Source organism: Streptomyces sp. NPDC047108, assembly GCF_040643575.1.
In the GTDB taxonomy this organism is placed as follows: Bacteria; Actinomycetota; Actinomycetes; order Streptomycetales; family Streptomycetaceae; genus Streptomyces.
The window spans coordinates 680,473-696,404 of record NZ_JBEYUP010000003.1 but is presented as its reverse complement, the minus strand read 5'-3'; the positions used below and the strand labels follow the sequence as shown (position 1 = coordinate 696,404).

The 15,932-nt window shown below is 72.7% G+C and carries 15 protein-coding genes; 9 read left to right on the top strand and 6 right to left on the bottom strand.

What is annotated here, in order from left to right:
• Nucleotides 1-110 precede the first annotated feature (110 nt).
• The 5 genes from ABZ822_RS11235 to ABZ822_RS11215 are packed head-to-tail and all read left to right on the top strand — an operon-like array spanning nucleotide 111 to nucleotide 6,205.
• Nucleotides 111-1,343 carry a prenyltransferase/squalene oxidase repeat-containing protein gene (locus ABZ822_RS11235; protein ID WP_360850532.1) on the top strand — a complete coding sequence of 411 codons (1,233 nt, stop codon included), beginning with the start codon at nucleotides 111-113 and terminating at the stop codon, nucleotides 1,341-1,343.
• The gene (locus tag ABZ822_RS11230) at nucleotides 1,340-2,095 is read left to right on the top strand and encodes an SCO2322 family protein (RefSeq protein ID WP_360850396.1); all 756 of its coding nucleotides are present in this window, start codon (nucleotides 1,340-1,342) and stop codon (nucleotides 2,093-2,095) included. Before ABZ822_RS11235 ends, ABZ822_RS11230 begins: the two co-directional genes overlap by 4 nt.
• Before the next feature lie 38 nt (nucleotides 2,096-2,133).
• Nucleotides 2,134-3,537 carry a CbiQ family ECF transporter T component gene (locus ABZ822_RS11225; protein WP_360850529.1) on the top strand — a complete coding sequence of 468 codons (1,404 nt, stop codon included), beginning with the start codon at nucleotides 2,134-2,136 and terminating at the stop codon, nucleotides 3,535-3,537.
• A complete protein-coding gene (locus tag ABZ822_RS11220) occupies nucleotides 3,534-5,186 on the top strand; it encodes an ATP-binding cassette domain-containing protein (RefSeq protein ID WP_360850393.1) in 1,653 nt (550 codons plus the stop codon). The genes ABZ822_RS11225 and ABZ822_RS11220 overlap by 4 nt, the downstream gene beginning before the upstream one ends.
• The gene (locus tag ABZ822_RS11215) at nucleotides 5,183-6,205 is read left to right on the top strand and encodes an ECF transporter S component (protein ID WP_360850390.1); all 1,023 of its coding nucleotides are present in this window, start codon (nucleotides 5,183-5,185) and stop codon (nucleotides 6,203-6,205) included. Before ABZ822_RS11220 ends, ABZ822_RS11215 begins: the two co-directional genes overlap by 4 nt.
• 18 nt (nucleotides 6,206-6,223) lie before the next feature.
• On the opposite strand, the gene ABZ822_RS11210 is transcribed toward ABZ822_RS11215, so the two are convergent.
• Nucleotides 6,224-7,396, bottom strand: coding sequence for a steroid 3-ketoacyl-CoA thiolase (locus ABZ822_RS11210; protein WP_360850387.1), 1,173 nt, complete (start codon nucleotides 7,394-7,396; stop codon nucleotides 6,224-6,226).
• Between the two features lie 256 nt (nucleotides 7,397-7,652).
• On the opposite strand from ABZ822_RS11210, the gene ABZ822_RS11205 reads away from it, so the two are divergent.
• Together ABZ822_RS11205 and ABZ822_RS11200 are read left to right on the top strand one after the other, a co-directional pair.
• Nucleotides 7,653-8,888 carry a cytochrome P450 gene (locus ABZ822_RS11205; RefSeq protein WP_360850384.1) on the top strand — a complete coding sequence of 412 codons (1,236 nt, stop codon included), beginning with the start codon at nucleotides 7,653-7,655 and terminating at the stop codon, nucleotides 8,886-8,888.
• 188 nt (nucleotides 8,889-9,076) lie between these two features.
• Nucleotides 9,077-9,664, top strand: coding sequence for an SMI1/KNR4 family protein (locus ABZ822_RS11200; RefSeq protein WP_360850381.1), 588 nt, complete (start codon nucleotides 9,077-9,079; stop codon nucleotides 9,662-9,664).
• A gap of 60 nt (nucleotides 9,665-9,724) precedes the next feature.
• Here the strand turns inward: ABZ822_RS11200 and ABZ822_RS11195 are convergent, their stop codons facing one another.
• Nucleotides 9,725-10,003, bottom strand: a complete 279-nt coding sequence (locus ABZ822_RS11195) for a DUF397 domain-containing protein (RefSeq protein WP_360850378.1) — start codon at nucleotides 10,001-10,003, stop codon at nucleotides 9,725-9,727.
• The gene (locus tag ABZ822_RS11190) at nucleotides 9,987-10,811 is read right to left on the bottom strand and encodes a helix-turn-helix transcriptional regulator (protein ID WP_360850374.1); all 825 of its coding nucleotides are present in this window, start codon (nucleotides 10,809-10,811) and stop codon (nucleotides 9,987-9,989) included. The genes ABZ822_RS11195 and ABZ822_RS11190 overlap by 17 nt, the downstream gene beginning before the upstream one ends.
• 177 nt (nucleotides 10,812-10,988) lie before the next feature.
• On the opposite strand from ABZ822_RS11190, the gene ABZ822_RS11185 reads away from it, so the two are divergent.
• A complete protein-coding gene (locus ABZ822_RS11185) occupies nucleotides 10,989-11,402 on the top strand; it encodes an ATP-binding protein (RefSeq protein WP_360850525.1) in 414 nt (137 codons plus the stop codon).
• 72 nt (nucleotides 11,403-11,474) lie between these two features.
• Here the strand turns inward: ABZ822_RS11185 and ABZ822_RS11180 are convergent, their stop codons facing one another.
• Nucleotides 11,475-13,490: a bifunctional glycosyltransferase 87/phosphatase PAP2 family protein gene (locus tag ABZ822_RS11180; protein WP_360850522.1), complete on the bottom strand. Its 2,016-nt coding sequence runs from the start codon at nucleotides 13,488-13,490 to the stop codon at nucleotides 11,475-11,477.
• A 262-nt stretch (nucleotides 13,491-13,752) separates the two neighbouring features.
• Here ABZ822_RS11180 and ABZ822_RS11175 point away from each other — a divergent pair, with 262 nt between their 5' ends.
• Nucleotides 13,753-14,094, top strand: a complete 342-nt coding sequence (locus ABZ822_RS11175) for an antibiotic biosynthesis monooxygenase (RefSeq protein ID WP_360850371.1) — start codon at nucleotides 13,753-13,755, stop codon at nucleotides 14,092-14,094.
• Between the two features lie 166 nt (nucleotides 14,095-14,260).
• Here the strand turns inward: ABZ822_RS11175 and ABZ822_RS11170 are convergent, their stop codons facing one another.
• Nucleotides 14,261-15,118, bottom strand: a complete 858-nt coding sequence (locus ABZ822_RS11170) for a hypothetical protein (protein ID WP_360850368.1) — start codon at nucleotides 15,116-15,118, stop codon at nucleotides 14,261-14,263.
• Nucleotides 15,118-15,822, bottom strand: coding sequence for a hypothetical protein (locus ABZ822_RS11165; RefSeq protein ID WP_360850365.1), 705 nt, complete (start codon nucleotides 15,820-15,822; stop codon nucleotides 15,118-15,120). Before ABZ822_RS11165 ends, ABZ822_RS11170 begins: the two co-directional genes overlap by 1 nt.
• Nucleotides 15,823-15,932: the final 110 nt, after the last annotated feature.

Here is a 15,932-nt window from a genome sequence, read left to right as displayed (position 1 = left end):
AGGCACCGCCCGTGAAGATACGCCGCAGCACTGCTGCCCGGCCGTCGAGAGCCCTCCGCAGCACCGCCCGCCGGGGCGTCACCGGAGCCGCTCACCGCGGCGTCGCCGTCCTGGCCGCCTCCGTCGTGCTCGGTCTGGCCGCGGCGCCGGCCGCGTTCGCCGACGACCCGTCGGCGAAGCCCTCACCGAAGGCGAAGCTGCCGGCCGGACTGTACGGCGGCGAGGACCCGCAGTACGACGGTGTGTGGCGGCAGTCCGTCGCCCTGCTCGCACAGGACACGGCCGGGGTCACCCCGGCGCGGAAGGCCGTCGGCTGGCTGGCCGGACAGCAGTGCGCCTCGGGTGGCTTCGCCCCGTACCGGGCGGACGCGGACAGCACGTGCGACGTGAAGACGCCCGTCGACAGCAACGCCACCGCCGTCGCCGTCCAGGCCCTGGCGGCGGTCGGCGGCCACAGCACCGAGGTCGGCAAGGCCGTGGAGTGGCTGAAGTCGAAGCAGAACGAGGACGGCGGCTGGGGCTACGCCCCCGGCGGCCCGAGCGACGCCAACTCCACCTCCGTCGTCATCGGCGCGCTCGCCGCCGCGGGCGAGAAGCCGGAGGGCGTGAAGTCCCCGCGGGGCAAGTCGGCGTACGACGCGCTGATGGCGTTCCAGCTCGGCTGCGACACCAAGGGCGCGGAGAGCGGGGCGTTCGCCTACCAGCCGGACAAGCAGGGCAGGCTGGCCGCCAACGCCGACGCCTCGGCCGCCGCCGCGCTGGCCGGTCTCGGCAAGGGCCTGGCTCTTGAACCGCTCGGCAAGGACGACAACGAGGACGTCACCGCGCTGGACTGCGCCGAGACGGACTCCAAGGACGCGCGGGAGCCGGACGAGGCGGCGGGTGGCGCGGCCGCGTACCTGGCCGCCGCGCTGAAGAAGGACGGCCACCTCTCCGCGCTCGCCCCCGGCGCCGACAAGCCCGCGCCCGACTACGCCAACACGGCCGACGCCGTCATCGCGCTGGCCGCCGGCGGTCACCGGGACGCGGCCGGGGTGCCGCTGCGGTGGCTGGAGAAGAACTCGGCGGCCTGGGCCAAGGGCAACCCCGCGGCCCTGGGCACGCTCGTCCTCGCCGCGCACGCGGCGGGCGCCGACCCGCGCGACTTCGGCGGCAAGGATCTCGTCCAGCAGCTGAACGCGACCGGGCCGAAGCCGGAGGGCACCCAGCCCGCGAAGGGCGCGTCCGGCGAGCGGGCGAGCGAGTCCGACGAGGGCGGCTTCAACGTCTTCTGGATCATCGGCGTCGGCCTGGTGGCGGGCGTCGGCATCGGCTTCCTCCTCAGCAACCGCAAGAAGACATGACCGGGACGACCAGGGACCCGGCAGGCACGCCGCGCGCCGCACGGCGCGCGGCGGCCCGCTTCACGACGGTGGCGACCGCCGCCGTGGTGGCCCTCGCCTCGACGGCCCTCCTCGTGTTCGGGTCCGGGACCGCGTACGCCGGGAGCGGCTACCGCTACTGGTCGTTCTGGGAGCGCGACGGCGCCCGGTGGACGTACGCCACCCAGGGCCCCGCCACGCTGCGGCCGGAGGACGGTGACGTGCTGGGCTTCCGCTTCTCCGTGAGCGAGAACTCCGCGGACGGCGCGAAGCCGCGCGGCCGGGCCGAGTTCGGGGCGATCTGCTCGGACACCCCCGCCGAGTCCGGTACGAAGCGGGTGGCGCTGCTCATCGACTTCGGCACGGACGGGGACGCGCCCGGCGGCGAGACCCCTCCTGCGGGCCGTACGGAGTGCGCGCGCGTCCCCGAGGACGCCTCGTCCGCGGAGGCGCTCGCCGCCGTGGCCAAGCCGCTGCGCTACGACTCGGCGGCCATCCTCTGCGCGATAGCGGGCTACCCGGAGCGGGGGTGCGCCGAGCAGGTCTCCGGCCGGGGCGGCGAAGGGAAGGCCGACGGCGGGTCCGGCGACGCGAAGGGCAACGGTGAGGGACGGCAGGTCGCGTCCGACGACCCGGTCGAACCGGGCGGGCAGCCCTGGGGGCTGATCGGCGGCATCGCCGCGGTCGTCGCCCTGGGCACCGCGGCGCTGTGGCAGGCGCGCCGCCGCCGATGAGCGCCCGGCAGCTCCCCGCCCGGCCCCCGCGTACGGGGATGCCCTCGCGCTCGCGTCCACCGCGCCCGCGCCCGTTGAACGGCGCGCGCCCGCCCGCCCTCTCGTCGCGCGGCAACGCCCTGCACGCGGGGGCCTGGTGGCTGTGGGCGCTGGGCCTGGCCACCGCCGCCTCGCGGACCACCAACCCACTGCTGCTCGGACTGCTCCTCACCGTCGCCGGGTACGTCGTCTCCGTGCGGCGCACCGATGCTCCCTGGGCGCGCAGTTACAGCGCGTTCCTCAAGCTCGGTGTGGCGGTCGTCGCGATCCGCATCGCGTTCTCCGTGTTCCTCGGCTCGCCCGTTCCAGGCTCCACCACCCTCTTCACCCTCCCCGAAGTCCCCCTCCCCGACTGGGCGCAGGGCGTACGGATCGGCGGCCGGGTCACCACCGAGGGCGTGGTCTTCGCGCTGTACGACGGCCTGAAGCTCGCCACCCTCCTCGCCTGTCTCGGCGCGGCGAACGCCCTCGCCAACCCGGCCCGGCTCCTCAAGTCCCTTCCGGGGGCGCTGTACGAAGCGGGCGTGGCCGTCGTCGTCGCCATGACCTTCGCCCCGAACCTCGTGTCCGATGTGCTGCGGCTGCGCGCCGCCCGCCGCCTGCGCGGCCGTCCCGACAAGGGCATCAAGGCGCTGCTGCAGATCGGACTGCCGGTGCTGGAGGGCGCGTTGGAGCGCTCGGTGGCGCTGGCCGCCACCATGGACGCCCGGGGGTACGGCCGTACCGCCCATGTCCCGCCCGCCGTCCGGCACACCACGACCGCGCTCACACTCGGCGGTCTGCTCGGCGTCTGCGCCGGGACCTACGGCCTGCTGGCCGCGGAGGGGGCGGGCTTCGGCCTGCCCGTGCTGCTGGCCGGAGTCGCCGCCGCCCTCGCCGGGCTGTGGCTCGGCGGCCGCCGCGCGGTCCGTACCCGCTACCGGCCGGACCGCTGGGACGTGCGCGCCTGGCTGGTGTCCGCGTCCGGAGCGGCGGTTGCGGTGGTGCTGATCCGGTACGGCTCCGCGGACCCCGCTGCCCTCCAGCCGTCCGTCGTTCCGCTCACCGCGCCCGCGTTCCCGCTGTGGCCCGCGGCGGGAATCCTTCTGGGGCTGCTCCCGGCGTTCGTCGCCCCGGCGCCGCCGGGGCGGGCGCGTGACCGCGAGGGGCGGGAGGGCGGCACGGACGACCGGTCACGGGACGACGCCGGGCCGCGGAACGGCATTGCGCGGGACGGCTTTGCGCGGGACATCAGGCCCCCGCGCCGCAGCAGACCATCGCACGCGACAGCAACAGCAGCACAGGACCCAACCACACCGCAGGACCGCACGACACCGCAGGACGGCACGGCAGCGCAGGACGACACCACGCCTCAGGGCGGGGCCGCCGCGCAGGGCCGTACAGAAGAAGGCGAGACCTCATGATCCGGTTCGAGCAGGTGTCCGTCGTCCACGACGGCGCGCCCGGCCCTGCGATCCACGGCGTCGACCTCACCGTCCCCGAGGGCGAACTGTGCCTGCTCGTCGGCCCGTCCGGGGTCGGCAAGTCGACTTTGCTGAGCACTGTCAACGGCCTCGTACCGCACTTCACCGGCGGCACGCTGCACGGCCGTGTCACCGTCGCAGGACGGGACACGCGTACGCACAAGCCGCGCGAACTCGCCGACGTCGTCGGCATGGTGGGCCAGGACCCCCTCGCCCATTTCGTCACCGACACCGTCGAGGACGAACTCGCCTACGGCATGGAGTCCTTGGGCGTTGCTCCCGAGGTGATGCGCCGTCGCGTCGAGGAGACGCTCGACCTCCTCGGCCTGGCCGACCTGCGCGACCGGCCCATCGCCTCGCTCTCCGGCGGTCAGCAGCAGCGCGTCGCGATCGGTTCCGTCCTCACCCCGCACCCGCGGGTCCTCGTCCTCGACGAGCCGACGTCCGCGCTCGATCCGGGCGCGGCCGAGGAGGTCCTCGCCGTGCTCCAGCGGCTCGTGCACGATCTCGGGACGACGGTGCTGATGGCCGAGCACCGCTTGGAGCGCGTCGTGCAGTACGCGGACCAGGTCGTGCTGCTCCCCGCGCCGGGGGAGCCGCCGGTCTCCGGGACACCGGCCGAGGTCATGGCCGTCTCCCCCGTCCACCCTCCGGTCGTGTCGCTCGGCCGGCTCGCGGGCTGGTCCCCGCTGCCGCTGTCGGTGCGCGACGCGCGGCGCAAGGCGGCGGCGCTGCGCGAGCGGCTGGCCGCGCGGATCCCGCCCGCCGCGGCGCCGTCGGACGACGGCAGCGGCCCGGGCGCCGGTGAGTTCCGCGACGCCCGGGGCGAGCCCGCCGCCGACGTCTCCGGATTGTCCGTACGGCGCGGCAGGATCGAGGCGTTGCGCCGTGCCGATCTGACGGTGCGGCGCGGCGAGACGGTGGCGCTCATGGGCCGCAACGGCGCGGGCAAGTCGACCCTCCTCGGCGCGCTCGCCGGACTGCACGAGCCGGCGGCCGGTGCGGTGCGCGTCGGCGGCCTCGCGCCGCACCGCAGCAGTCCGCGCGACCTCATCCGCCGCGTCGCCCTCGTCCCGCAGGAGCCGCGGGACCTCCTCTACGCCGACACGGTCGCCGCCGAGTGCGCGACGGCCGACGACGACGCGAAGGCCACGCCCGGTACCTGCCGCGCGCTCGTCGCCGAACTCCTCCCCGGCGTACCGGACTCGACGCATCCGCGCGATCTGTCGGAGGGGCAGCGCCTGGCCCTGGCCCTGGCGATCGTGCTCACGGCCCGTCCGCCGCTGATCCTCCTCGACGAGCCCACGCGCGGGCTGGACTACGCGGCGAAGGCCCGGCTGGTGGAGATCCTGCGAGGCCTGGCGGCGGACGGTCATGCCATCGTCCTGGCGACGCACGACGTGGAGCTGGCCGCCGAACTCGCCCACCGGGTGGTGATCCTGGCCGACGGGGACGTGGTCGCGGACGGCCCGACGGCCGACGTCGTCCTCTCCTCACCGGCCTTCGCCCCGCAGGTGACGAAGATCCTCAGCCCACAGCGCTGGCTGACGGTCGGCGAGGTACGCGCGGCTCTGGAGGAGGCGTCATGACGGCGCGGACCCTCGACGCCCCGAAGGGCGGTGGCGGGAGGAGCGATGGCCGGAGAAGCGGCGGCCGGACCGCGCGGCCCGTCGCCCTCGGCCCGCGCGCAGCCGTCGCCCTGGGGCTCGTGTCGGCGGTCGGCGTCGTCGCGTTCGGATGGCCGCTGCTCGCCGACTCGTCCTCAGGACTCGCCCATGCACAGGACGCGCCCTGGCTGTTCGCGGCGCTGCTCCCGCTGCTCGTCGCCGTGGTCGTGGCGACGATCGGCGACACCACGAACGGCGGCGGCCTCGACTCCAAGGCCGTCGCCATGCTGGGCGTCCTGGCAGCGGCCGGGGCGGCGTTGCGTCCTCTGGGAGCCGGGACCGCGGGCCTGGAGCCGATGTTCTTCCTCATGGTGCTCAGCGGCCGGGTCCTCGGCCCGGGCTTCGGCTTCGCGCTGGGCGCGGTGACCATGTTCGCCTCGGCTCTGCTGACGGGCGGGGTCGGGCCGTGGATGCCGTTCCAGATGCTCGCGATGGGCTGGGTGGCGATGGGCGCCGGCCTGCTCCCCGGGGCCGGGGGCACGAGCGCGCGCACAGCGGGCGGCCGGCGGCGGTGGCTGCGCGGGCGCGGCGAACTGGTCCTGCTCGCCGCGTACGGGGCCGCCGTCTCCTTCCTCTACGGCACCGTGATGAACCTTCAGGGCTGGCCCTACATCAGCGGCATGTCGTCGGGCATCTCGTTCGTCCCCGGCGATCCGGTGCAGGAGAACCTCGTCCGCTTCGCCGCCTACTGCCTCGCGACCTCGCTCGGCTGGGATCTGGGACGCGCCGTGCTGACTGCTGTCGCGACGCTCACCCTGGGGTCCGCCGTGCTCAAGGCCCTGCGGCGGGCGACGCGGCGTGCCGCGTTCGACGCGCCGGCGGTCTTCACCGAGCCGCGTCCGTCCGCGCCACCGGGGACGCCCCTGGCCGGGAAGCAACTGGCCGAGCCGCGCGACGCGAACGCGTCGCCCGACTCGGCCTGGAACTGCGGAACGTCCTGAACGTCCGGGAACGCGGCTCTAGTTCAGCCGCTGAATGATCGTCCCCGTCGCCAGCGCGCCGCCCGCGCACATCGTGATCAACGCGAACTCCTTGTCGGCCCGCTCCAGTTCGTGCAGCGCCGTGGTGATGAGCCGGGCGCCCGTCGCGCCCACCGGGTGGCCGAGCGCGATGGCCCCGCCGTTCACGTTGACCTTCTCCAGATCCTGGTCGAAGACCTGCGCCCAGGACAGGACGACCGACGCGAACGCCTCGTTGATCTCGACGAGGTCGATGTCCGCGAGCGTCATCCCGGCCTTGCCGAGCACCGCGCGCGTCGCGTCGATCGGCCCGTCCAGGTGGAAGTGCGGGTCGGTCCCCACGAGCGCCTGGGCGACGATACGGGCCCGTGGCTTGAGCTTCAGCGCACGCGCCATCCGCTTGGACGCCCACATCACGGCCGCGGCCCCGTCGGATATCTGCGAGGAGTTGCCCGCGGTGTGCACCGCGGTCGGCATGACCGGCTTCAGCCCGGCCAGCGCGTCCATGCTGGTGTCGCGCAGCCCCTCGTCCTGGTGGACCAGGCGCCACATCCCCTGCCCCGCCGCCTGCTCCGCCTCGGTCGTGGGCACCTGCACCGCGTACGTCTCGCGTTTGAAGCGCTCCTCCGCCCAGGCCCGCGCGGCCCGTTCCTGGGAGAGCAGTCCGAGCGAGTCGACGCGTTCGCGGGAGAGGCCGCGGTGGCGCGCGATCCGCTCGGCCGCCTCGAACTGGTTGGGCAGGTCGACGTTCCACTCGTCGGGGAACGGCTTCCCTGGCCCGTGCTTGGAGCCGCTGCCGAGCGGAACCCGGGTCATCGCCTCCACCCCGCAGCCGATGCCGACGTCGATGACCCCGGCGGCGACCATGTTGGCCACCATGTGGTTGGCCTGCTGCGACGAGCCGCACTGGCAGTCGACGGTCGTCGCGGGCGTCTCGTAGGGCAGGCCGCACGCGAGCCAGGCGTTGCGCGCCGGGTTCATGGACTGCTCACCGGCGTGGGTGACGGTGCCGCCGACGATCTGCTCGACGCAGTCCGGCTTGATGCCGGTGCGCGCGAGGAGTTCCCTGTACGTTTCCCCCAGCAGGTAGGCCGGGTGGAGATTGGCGAGCGCGCCTCCGCGCTTGCCGATGGGGGTGCGCACTGCTTCGACGATGACGGGTTCCGCGGCCATGACTCGTCCTCTCCTCGCGTCCGCAGGGCGTCCCGGCGCCTGCGGGCAGGCAGACAGAACTAGTACGCGTTCTAGTTCTGTCAGCAGTCTTATGAGTGCTACCCCGGGTACGCAAGGGGCGTGCACGCCAGACGTCGGCGCGTCGCAGGCAACGGATGCCGCACCCTCTCTTGCCAGTTGTAGAACTGGTTATTACCTTGCGGACACATTCTGATGGGTCGTCAGAACTTGACGTACCGGATCCTGGAGTCGCCGAATGTCCTCCTGTCCAGCGCTCCCCGAAGGCTTCGACTTCACCGACCCCGATGTCTACCAGCAGCGGCTTCCCCTGCCGGAGCTGGCCGAACTGCGCGGGACGGCACCCGTGTGGTGGAACGCCCAGCCGCACAATCTGGCCGGCTTCGAGGACGACGGCTACTGGGTCGTGACGCGCCACGCGGACGTCAGGACCGTCTCGACCCACCCCGAGATCTTCTCGTCCCACACCAACACCGCGATCATCCGCTTCAACGAGCACATCCAGCGCGAGCAGATCGATGTCCAGAAACTGATCATGCTCAACATGGACCCGCCCGAGCACACCCGGGTCCGCCAGATCGTGCAGCGCGGCTTCACCCCCCGCTCGATCCGGGCCCTGGAGATCGCCCTGCGCGACCGCGCGACGCGGATCGTCGACCACGCCAAGGCGGAAGGCACCGGCGACTTCGTCACCGACATCGCCTGCGAACTCCCGCTCCAGGCCATCGCCGAGCTGATCGGCGTTCCCCAGGTCGACCGGTCCAAGATCTTCGACTGGACCAACAAGATGGTCGCCTACGACGACCCCGAGCTGGCCATCACCGAGGAGATCGGCGCCGAGTCGGCGATGGAGCTGATCTCGTACGCGATGAACCTCGCCGCCGCGCGCAAGGAGTGCCCCGCGAAGGACATCGTCAGCGCGCTGGTCGCCGCCGAGGACGAGGGCAACCTGACGTCCGACGAGTTCGGCTTCTTCGTGCTGCTGCTCGCCGTCGCGGGCAACGAGACCACGCGCAACGCCATCAGCCACGGCATGCACGCGTTCCTCACCCACCCCGACCAGTGGGAGCTGTTCAAGCGCGAGCGCCCCGCGACCGCCGCCGAGGAGATCGTTCGCTGGGCCACACCCGTCGTCTCCTTCCAGCGCACCGCCACCCAGGACACCGAACTCGGCGGCGCGCGCATCAAGGAAGGCGACCGGGTCGGCATCTTCTACGCCTCGGCCAACAACGACGCCGACGTCTTCGACCGCCCCGAGGTCTTCGACATCACCCGCGACCCCAACCCGCACCTCGGATTCGGCGGCGGCGGACCGCACTTCTGCCTCGGCAAGAGCCTGGCCGTGCTGGAGATCAACCTCATCTTCAACGCGATCGCGGACACGCTCCCCGAGATCCGGCTCACGGGCGACCCGCGGCGCCTGCGGTCTGCGTGGCTGAACGGCATCAAGGAACTCCGCGTGAGCTACACCTGACGGCCGTTCACCGTCACCCCGAACCACCCCCCGCGCTCCGGGCGGCGGGAGCGGACGCGCCCCAACGCCCCGCCCCGCCGCCCGCCGAGCGCGCACCGGACGCGCGATGCGCGGCCGGGCATGAGCGGAGCGTCGACCAGGCCACCGGAGGGTGGGCCAGGGCCTGCCCCGCATGGCAGCATCCGCCCATGACGGCATCGATGACGGAGTCCTGGGTCAGGATCGAAATCTGGCTCTCCCGCCACGCGCCGGCGTCCTACGCCGAACTCGCGCCTCCGGCGGAGCGCGCCGCGATCGCGGCGGCCGAACGAGCCATCGGCCTCTCCTTCCCCGACGCCCTGGTGGAATCGCTCCTCCGCCACGACGGCACGGGGTTGTCCTGGTGCGACCTGCTGCCGCCGTTCTACGGCCTGCTGAGTGCCGACGGGATCGTCGACACCTGGAAGATGATGACGCGTGTCCATGAGCGGTTGCACCACGACGAAGAGCCGGGGGTCCCGTTGTGGTGGCACCGGCAGTGGATCCCCTTCGCCACCGATCGATGCGGGGACTTCCTGGTGATCGACCAGCGCCCGACCGCCGACCGGGGCCGGATCGGCGAAGCCGACAAAGTGCACGGATGCGAGTTCGGCAGGCACGCGTGGTGGGCATCCCTGCCGGTGTTCTTCGAGACGACGGCCGCAGCTCTGGAGACCGGCGAAGCCCTGGACGCCGACCGTCCGGTCGTCACCGAAGAGGGGGAACTGGAATGGGCGCCCAGCACGAAGGCGCCGTAGGAGGACGCACCGTGAACAAGTCCGGCACGGACAGTCCGTCAGCGCCGTCCTGAACGGCCTTCAGCGGCAATCGCGGAACTCACTGCTGGCGGCTGCGGCGACGAAGGCCGCGAAGGCGGCCGGTGTGAAGGTGAGCGCGGGCCCGTCGGGGTCCTTGGAGTCACGGATCGCCACGGCGTGAGGGACAGTCGCGACCTCGACGCAGTCGCCGACTTCCTCGCTGTAGCTGGCCTTGCGCCACTGGGCATCTCCGAGGGCGGCGCACTCGATGCAATCTCCCTCGGAGCTGTAGCTGGACTTGCGCCACTGCACTCCGGTCGGATCAGGGCTGCTCCCCATAGCGCTCCTCCATCACACAGGCAGTCAACTCGGCCGATTCCTCCACTGACAGGGCAGCGGCCTGCAGGTGATCGTAACGGAGCGCACGGTGCCTGACTTCGTGCGTATCCGCCGTCATCTGACCGGTCCCATAGCCCTCGTCGTAGACGAGGTCCGGGTGATCGTCGAAGCGGAGAATGTTGAACGAGCCCGGTAGCCCGGCATGGGCACCTGCTGCAAAAGGCAGCACTTGGACCTGCACCCACGGACGATCCCGACAGCTCAACAGGTGCGCCAGTTGGTTTCGCATCACCTCACGGCCACCGATCTCCTGGTACAGCACCGCCTCGCTCAGGACGACCCACAGAAGAGGCGGGTTGTCCTGGTCGAGAATGCGCTGGCGCTCCATCCGGGCCGCCACCCGCTCGTCGAGGCGGTCCTGGTCCATGACGCCCAGAACTGCGCGCGCGTATGCCTCCGTTTGCAGCAGGCCGTAGACCAACTGCGCCTGGAAGGCGTAGATGTGGGTGGCCTTCGCCTCCATCTCCGCGTAGGGCTGGAACCACGACGGCAGTTGGCTCCGCAGCACCAGCTTCAGCAGCCGCGACAGCGCACCGCCGGTGTCGAGCGCCGCGTCGAGGCGTTGGGTGAGTTCCGGGGTCGGGATCTTGCGCGCCGTCTCGATCTGGCCGATCAGCGACCCCGTACAGAAGACGATCCCGCCGAGTTGCTGCTGGCTGAGACCGGCCGACTCGCGGAGCCGCCGCAACTCGGCGCCGTAGTAGTCCAGCGGCGACGCGCCGGGGTCCAGGTCTCGGATGTTCACCACGGGCCCGTGCCTCCACGCTCCGTGCGCACGCGCGATGCGCTCAACTCGCCAACCAGGACGGTTGTGTTCACTTGGTGGCCGAGCGTAGTCGTCACGCCTCACGCTGGTGGCGTGAAATGGACAACTGACCTCCTCACGCCGGACGTCGATTCGCTCGACCCGCCCCGCCGCTACCGGATGCGTTTCACCGTGGGTGCGCACTCCGCCGGTCACGTACGGCGGATCGTCCGCGCGTACCTCGTCCTGTGGGAGATGCGGGAGCTGACGGACGCGGTCGAGCTGGCGGTGACCGAACTGCTCGCCAACGTCGTACGGCATGTGCCGGACCGGCGGTGCGGCGTTCTCGTGCTGCGCTGTCCCGGCGGGGTGCGCGTGGAGGTGTCGGACGGGTCTCCCGAGAAGCCGTGCGTCCGGGACGCGGGCGCCGATGACGAGGGAGGCAGGGGGCTCGCACTGCTCGGGGCCGTCGTGGACGCGTGGGGCGTGGACCCGGCCCCGGACGGCGGGAAGACCGTCTGGTTCGAGTGCCGGGTCGGGGGCGCGAGCGCCACCGGGACTACCGCCGCGGACGCAGGGGCGGACGGCACCTGAACCGCTCCGGTGGCGGTCCGCCGCGATACGACGGATGCTGAAAGCCGCGGCGATCCGACGGGGCCGCGGAGTTCAGTCCCGACTGATCTCCGCTGTCCCGTTTCCGTGTGCGGTCCCTCCGGCTGCGCCCGCCGTGGCGGGCCCGGCGACGGGTGCTGCCGCAGCGGCCGGTTCGAGCGCCTCCGCCGGCGCCGCCCCCTCCTCGTCCCTCGATCGGCCCAGCAGGACGTACTGCAGACCGAAGCCGCAGGCCAGGACGGTCGCGCCGCCCACCGCGTCGAGCACGAAGTGGTTCGCGGTGCCGACGATCACGGTCGTGGTGAGGACCGGGTAGAGCACACCCAGGAGCTTCATCCACAGCTTCGGGGCCAGCAGCACGACCACCACCGCGCACCACAGCGACCAGCCGACGTGCAGGGACGGTATGGCCGCGTACTGGTTCGACAGTTCGGTGAGCGGGCCGAACTCGGGCCGGGCGAGGTCCTGCGGGCCGTTGGCCGTGTCGATGTAGCCGAAGGCGGGCATCAGGCGCGGCGGGGCGAGCGGGTAGAGCCAGAAGCCGAGCAGGGCGATGACGGTGGTGATGGCGAGGCCCGTCCGGGCCCACCGGTACGCGACGGGTCGGCGCAGATACATCCAGCCCATCAGGCTCAGCGGCACCAGGAAGTGGAACGTTGTGTAGTAGTAGTTCATGCCGCCCTCGATCCACGAGCCCGCGACCAGGCGGTTGAACCACAGCTCGACGTCGATGTGCAGCGCGGTCTCGACGGCGAGGACCTGGTGGGCGTGGTGCTCGGCGACACCGCGTGTCTCGGGGGCGGAGCCGCGGATGTAGGCGTAGCACCAGTAGCCGGCCCGGATCAGGAGCAGTTCGAGCAGCAGGTTCGGGCGGTCGAGCGGACGCCGCAGACGGCGCAGCAGCGGCAGCCGGGGCCACCGGCCGGTCTCCGGCTCCGCGTACGGGGTGGGCACGGCGCGGCGCCAGTACGGGGAGCCTCGGTCGAGGAAGGGCACGGCGCAAGCCGCGGCGATCGCGACGATCAGGGGCGCGTTCTGGCCGATGAGGTGGATGCCCTTGGTCGTGGGGACGACGGCGGCGGCGGTCAGTGTCATCACCATGACGACCAGGACGGGCCACGCGACGCGGTCGGCCTGGCGGCGGCCCACGCGGCCGACGACGGCGAGGAGGACCCAGAGCTGCTGGTGCAGCCAGGCCGTGGGCGAGACGGCGACGGCGACGCAGCCGGTCATGGCGGCGGCGAGGAGCAGTTGGCCGTCGCCCGCGTAGTGGGCCGCGCGGCGCAGGCCGATCACGGCGACGGCGCCCGCGAGGACGCCGTAGAGGGCGAGTTCGGGCAGTCCGCTGAGGCCGAGACGCAGCAGCAGGCCGTGCAGGGACTGGTTGTGGAGACTGTCCGCGGGGCGGCCGAGACCGGCTCCGGCGACATGGTTCACCCAGTAGGTGGCGGAGTCGGCGGGCAGGGCGGCCCAGACGAAAGCGGTGCACACGGCGAACGTGCCGGTCGCCGTGACAGCGGCGCGGCGCCGTCCCGTCATCCACAGCAGCGCGGTGAACAGCAGCGCGGTCGGCTCCAGCGCTGCGGCGAGGCCCACGAGGACGCCGGAGCTGCGGGAGGACGACCGCGGGAGCAGCGCCATGAGGACGAGGAGGACGGGCAGGATGCTGGTCTGGCCGAGGGTGAAGGTGTTGCGGACCGGCAGCGAGACCACCATGAGGCTGATCGCCACGGGTGCGGCGAACAGCGCCGTGCGGCGCGGGACCGGCCCCGGCAGGATGCGGGCCGCGACGAGGCCGAGGGCCACGACGAGCAGCAGCGTGCCGAACGTCCAGAAGACGCCCAGGCTTTGTTCGGCCGCGCGGGTGAACGGCTTGAGGACCAGACCGGCGAAGGGCGTGCCGGTGAACGTGCCGTTCTCGTACAGCGGTCCGTGCACGCGCAGGACGCCGTGGGGCCCCGTCCAGGTCTCGAGGTCGGTGAGCCGTCGGCCCGGCGGGAGCCGCAGGACCGCCGCCGTCTGGCGTACCGCGAGCAGCGCCGCGACGAGCCAGAGCGCGCCCAGCGCCATGCGGATGCGCGATGAGGACGGATCCGGTACTCCGGCCGCCGGGACCACACGCCTCTGTGCGTTCGCCACGCCCTGCTGTTCCCCTCCGATCCCAGTGGCCACCGAACGAGCCGTCATTCCGCGGGGTCGACACCCTCAGGTCACGTGACGACCGCCGGGCATCGAAGTCGAACATTAAGGCCGAGAGGTGGAGATTCCGGACCTTGACCAGGGGTGTCGGGCGGGGCGAAGTCCATGGAAGGGGATGGGGCAGGATGGCCCCATGAGCATCGTCAAGATCAATGTCCTGCAGGTGCCGGCGGAGCAGCGCGAGGTGCTGGAGAAGCGTTTCGCGGCGCGCGCCGGTGCGGTGGAGAGCTCGGACGGCTTCGAGTGGTTCGAGCTGCTGCGCCCGGTCGAGGGCACGGACTCCTACCTCGTCTACACGCGCTGGCGGAGCGAGGAGGACTTCCAGGCGTGGATGGAGGGCCCGATGAAGGCGGCCCACCAGGGCGGCGGCGGAGGCGGCGAGGGCGGGGACGCGCCGAAGCAGAAGCCCGCGGCGTCGGGCTCCACGCTGTGGTCGTTCGAGGTCGTGCAGCAGGCGGCGCCGAAGCAGGGCTGACCGGGCTGCGGCGGTTTCCCCGCGACGGACTGAGAGGTGCCCCCGGACCGGTGGTCCGGGGGCACCTTCATGGGTGGGGGCAGACTTACGGATCGGGGCCGTCCTCGTCGCGGAGGCGCCACCTGGGTGAGCGTCGCCTCACGGGACGTCAGAACGTCACGGCACGTCAGACCTTCAGCAGCCGCTGGACCAGGTCGCGGTAGTCGCGGAGCGCGGTACGCAGCTCCTCGGTACCGATGTGCCCGGTGCCGTCGGCCGGAGCGGTCCCGTTGCCGTTCGGCGCCGTGCCGTTGCTGCCGGACGTCCCGGCCTCAGCGGAGCTCCCGTCAGCGGCCGCCGACGGATCCGCCGCGGCGTTCCAGGCCGTACGGAGTATCCGGCGGCGTTCGGCGAGCGCCGCGGCGAACTGGACCTCGGCCTCCTCCAGGATGGCGTCGGCCTCCTCCACCGACATCTGCGGGTCGTCCACGAAGCCGACGACGGCGTGCTGCAACCGGAGGGCCAGATCGTCGCTCTCGGCACGCGCCAGGACGGGCCGTACGCCCGGTCCGCCCCGGCCGGTCACCCGGCCGCGCCCCGCGGGCGTGCCCGAGCCGACGCACATACCGGACCCGCTGGACAGGGTGTGCATGGACGAGGCGGACCGGCGGGACTCATCGGTCCACGCCGCGCCCGCGGACGTCCGCCGTCCGCTCGCCGGAGCCTCCGGCGTGGCCCCCGCGCCGGGCGGTACGGGCGGTGGCGGAGGGGGCGGCGGGACGGCCGCGGGCTCCGGGGGTGCCGCCGTCGACCCCGTCCGTGCCACCGCGTCCTTGGCGAAGGCGCCGCTCCCTGCCCCGGCGGGCGTGCCCTTCACGGACCGTCCGTCAGAGGAGCGGCCGTTGCGGGACCCGCCGCGGGGCGATGCGCCGTTGCGGGATCCTCCGCTGGGGGATCCGCCGTTGACCGGGAAGCCCTTGGCCGGACCGGCCGGCGGTGCGGCGCGCTCGGAGAGCCCTATCTCGCGTTCGTGGGACTGTGTCATCACGCACTCCTGGTCGGCCCCGTCCAGGGCAGGTGGAAGCGACGGCGGCCCTGCGGTCCGTCCTGGTCGCGCGGCCCGGGAGCAGCCGGCGCGCCACCGTCACGCCGGTGCTGCAACCGCCAGGTGCGGCGCGTGCGGAGGCGCTCGCGCTTCTCCTTGGGGTGGGCCACGACCATCGCTTCGAAGAGATCGCGGGCGCCGACGAGGGCCTCGCGCATCTCCTCCGTGTCCGCCCTGCCGTCACCGGCGCGGCTCGCGACCGCGTGCAGGCGGCGGTAGCCGGAGAGATGGCGGGCGTGGTGCACGGACAGTGCATCGATCTGCTCGTCGTACGCGTCGGCGGCGAACCCGCGGTCGCGGATCAGCCGGCCGAGCAGCCGGTCGGCCTCCGCCACCGACGCCGCGGGCGAGTCCACGAACTGCTCTTGGACGCCTGCCCATTGAGCCACGTACTGGACGCGCTCCTCTTCGGGCAGCGGTCGCATCGACAGGTTGCCGTACCGCCGCAGCCGCTCGCTGAGCTCCTTGTGAGCCGCCTTCGTGTCGCCGTCGCGCTGTTCCACGGTCCGGTCGTATTCGGGCCCGAACCGGCGCCGCAGCCCGGAGCCGCTGCTCTGGAGCACCGGCGGGGCGAGTACGAGCGCCACGATGGCGACCGCCGCCACGGCCAGGATGGCCAAGGTGATGAGGACGCCTGTGGACATGGTGTCCCTTCCGCAGAGGTTCCCTCGTGCCGAGGCTGTCCTCACAGCGCGTTGCCCCGTCTCCGGGCCGCAAACGCCCCTTCCTTCGGGCCGGCGGGCGGCCGGTGACC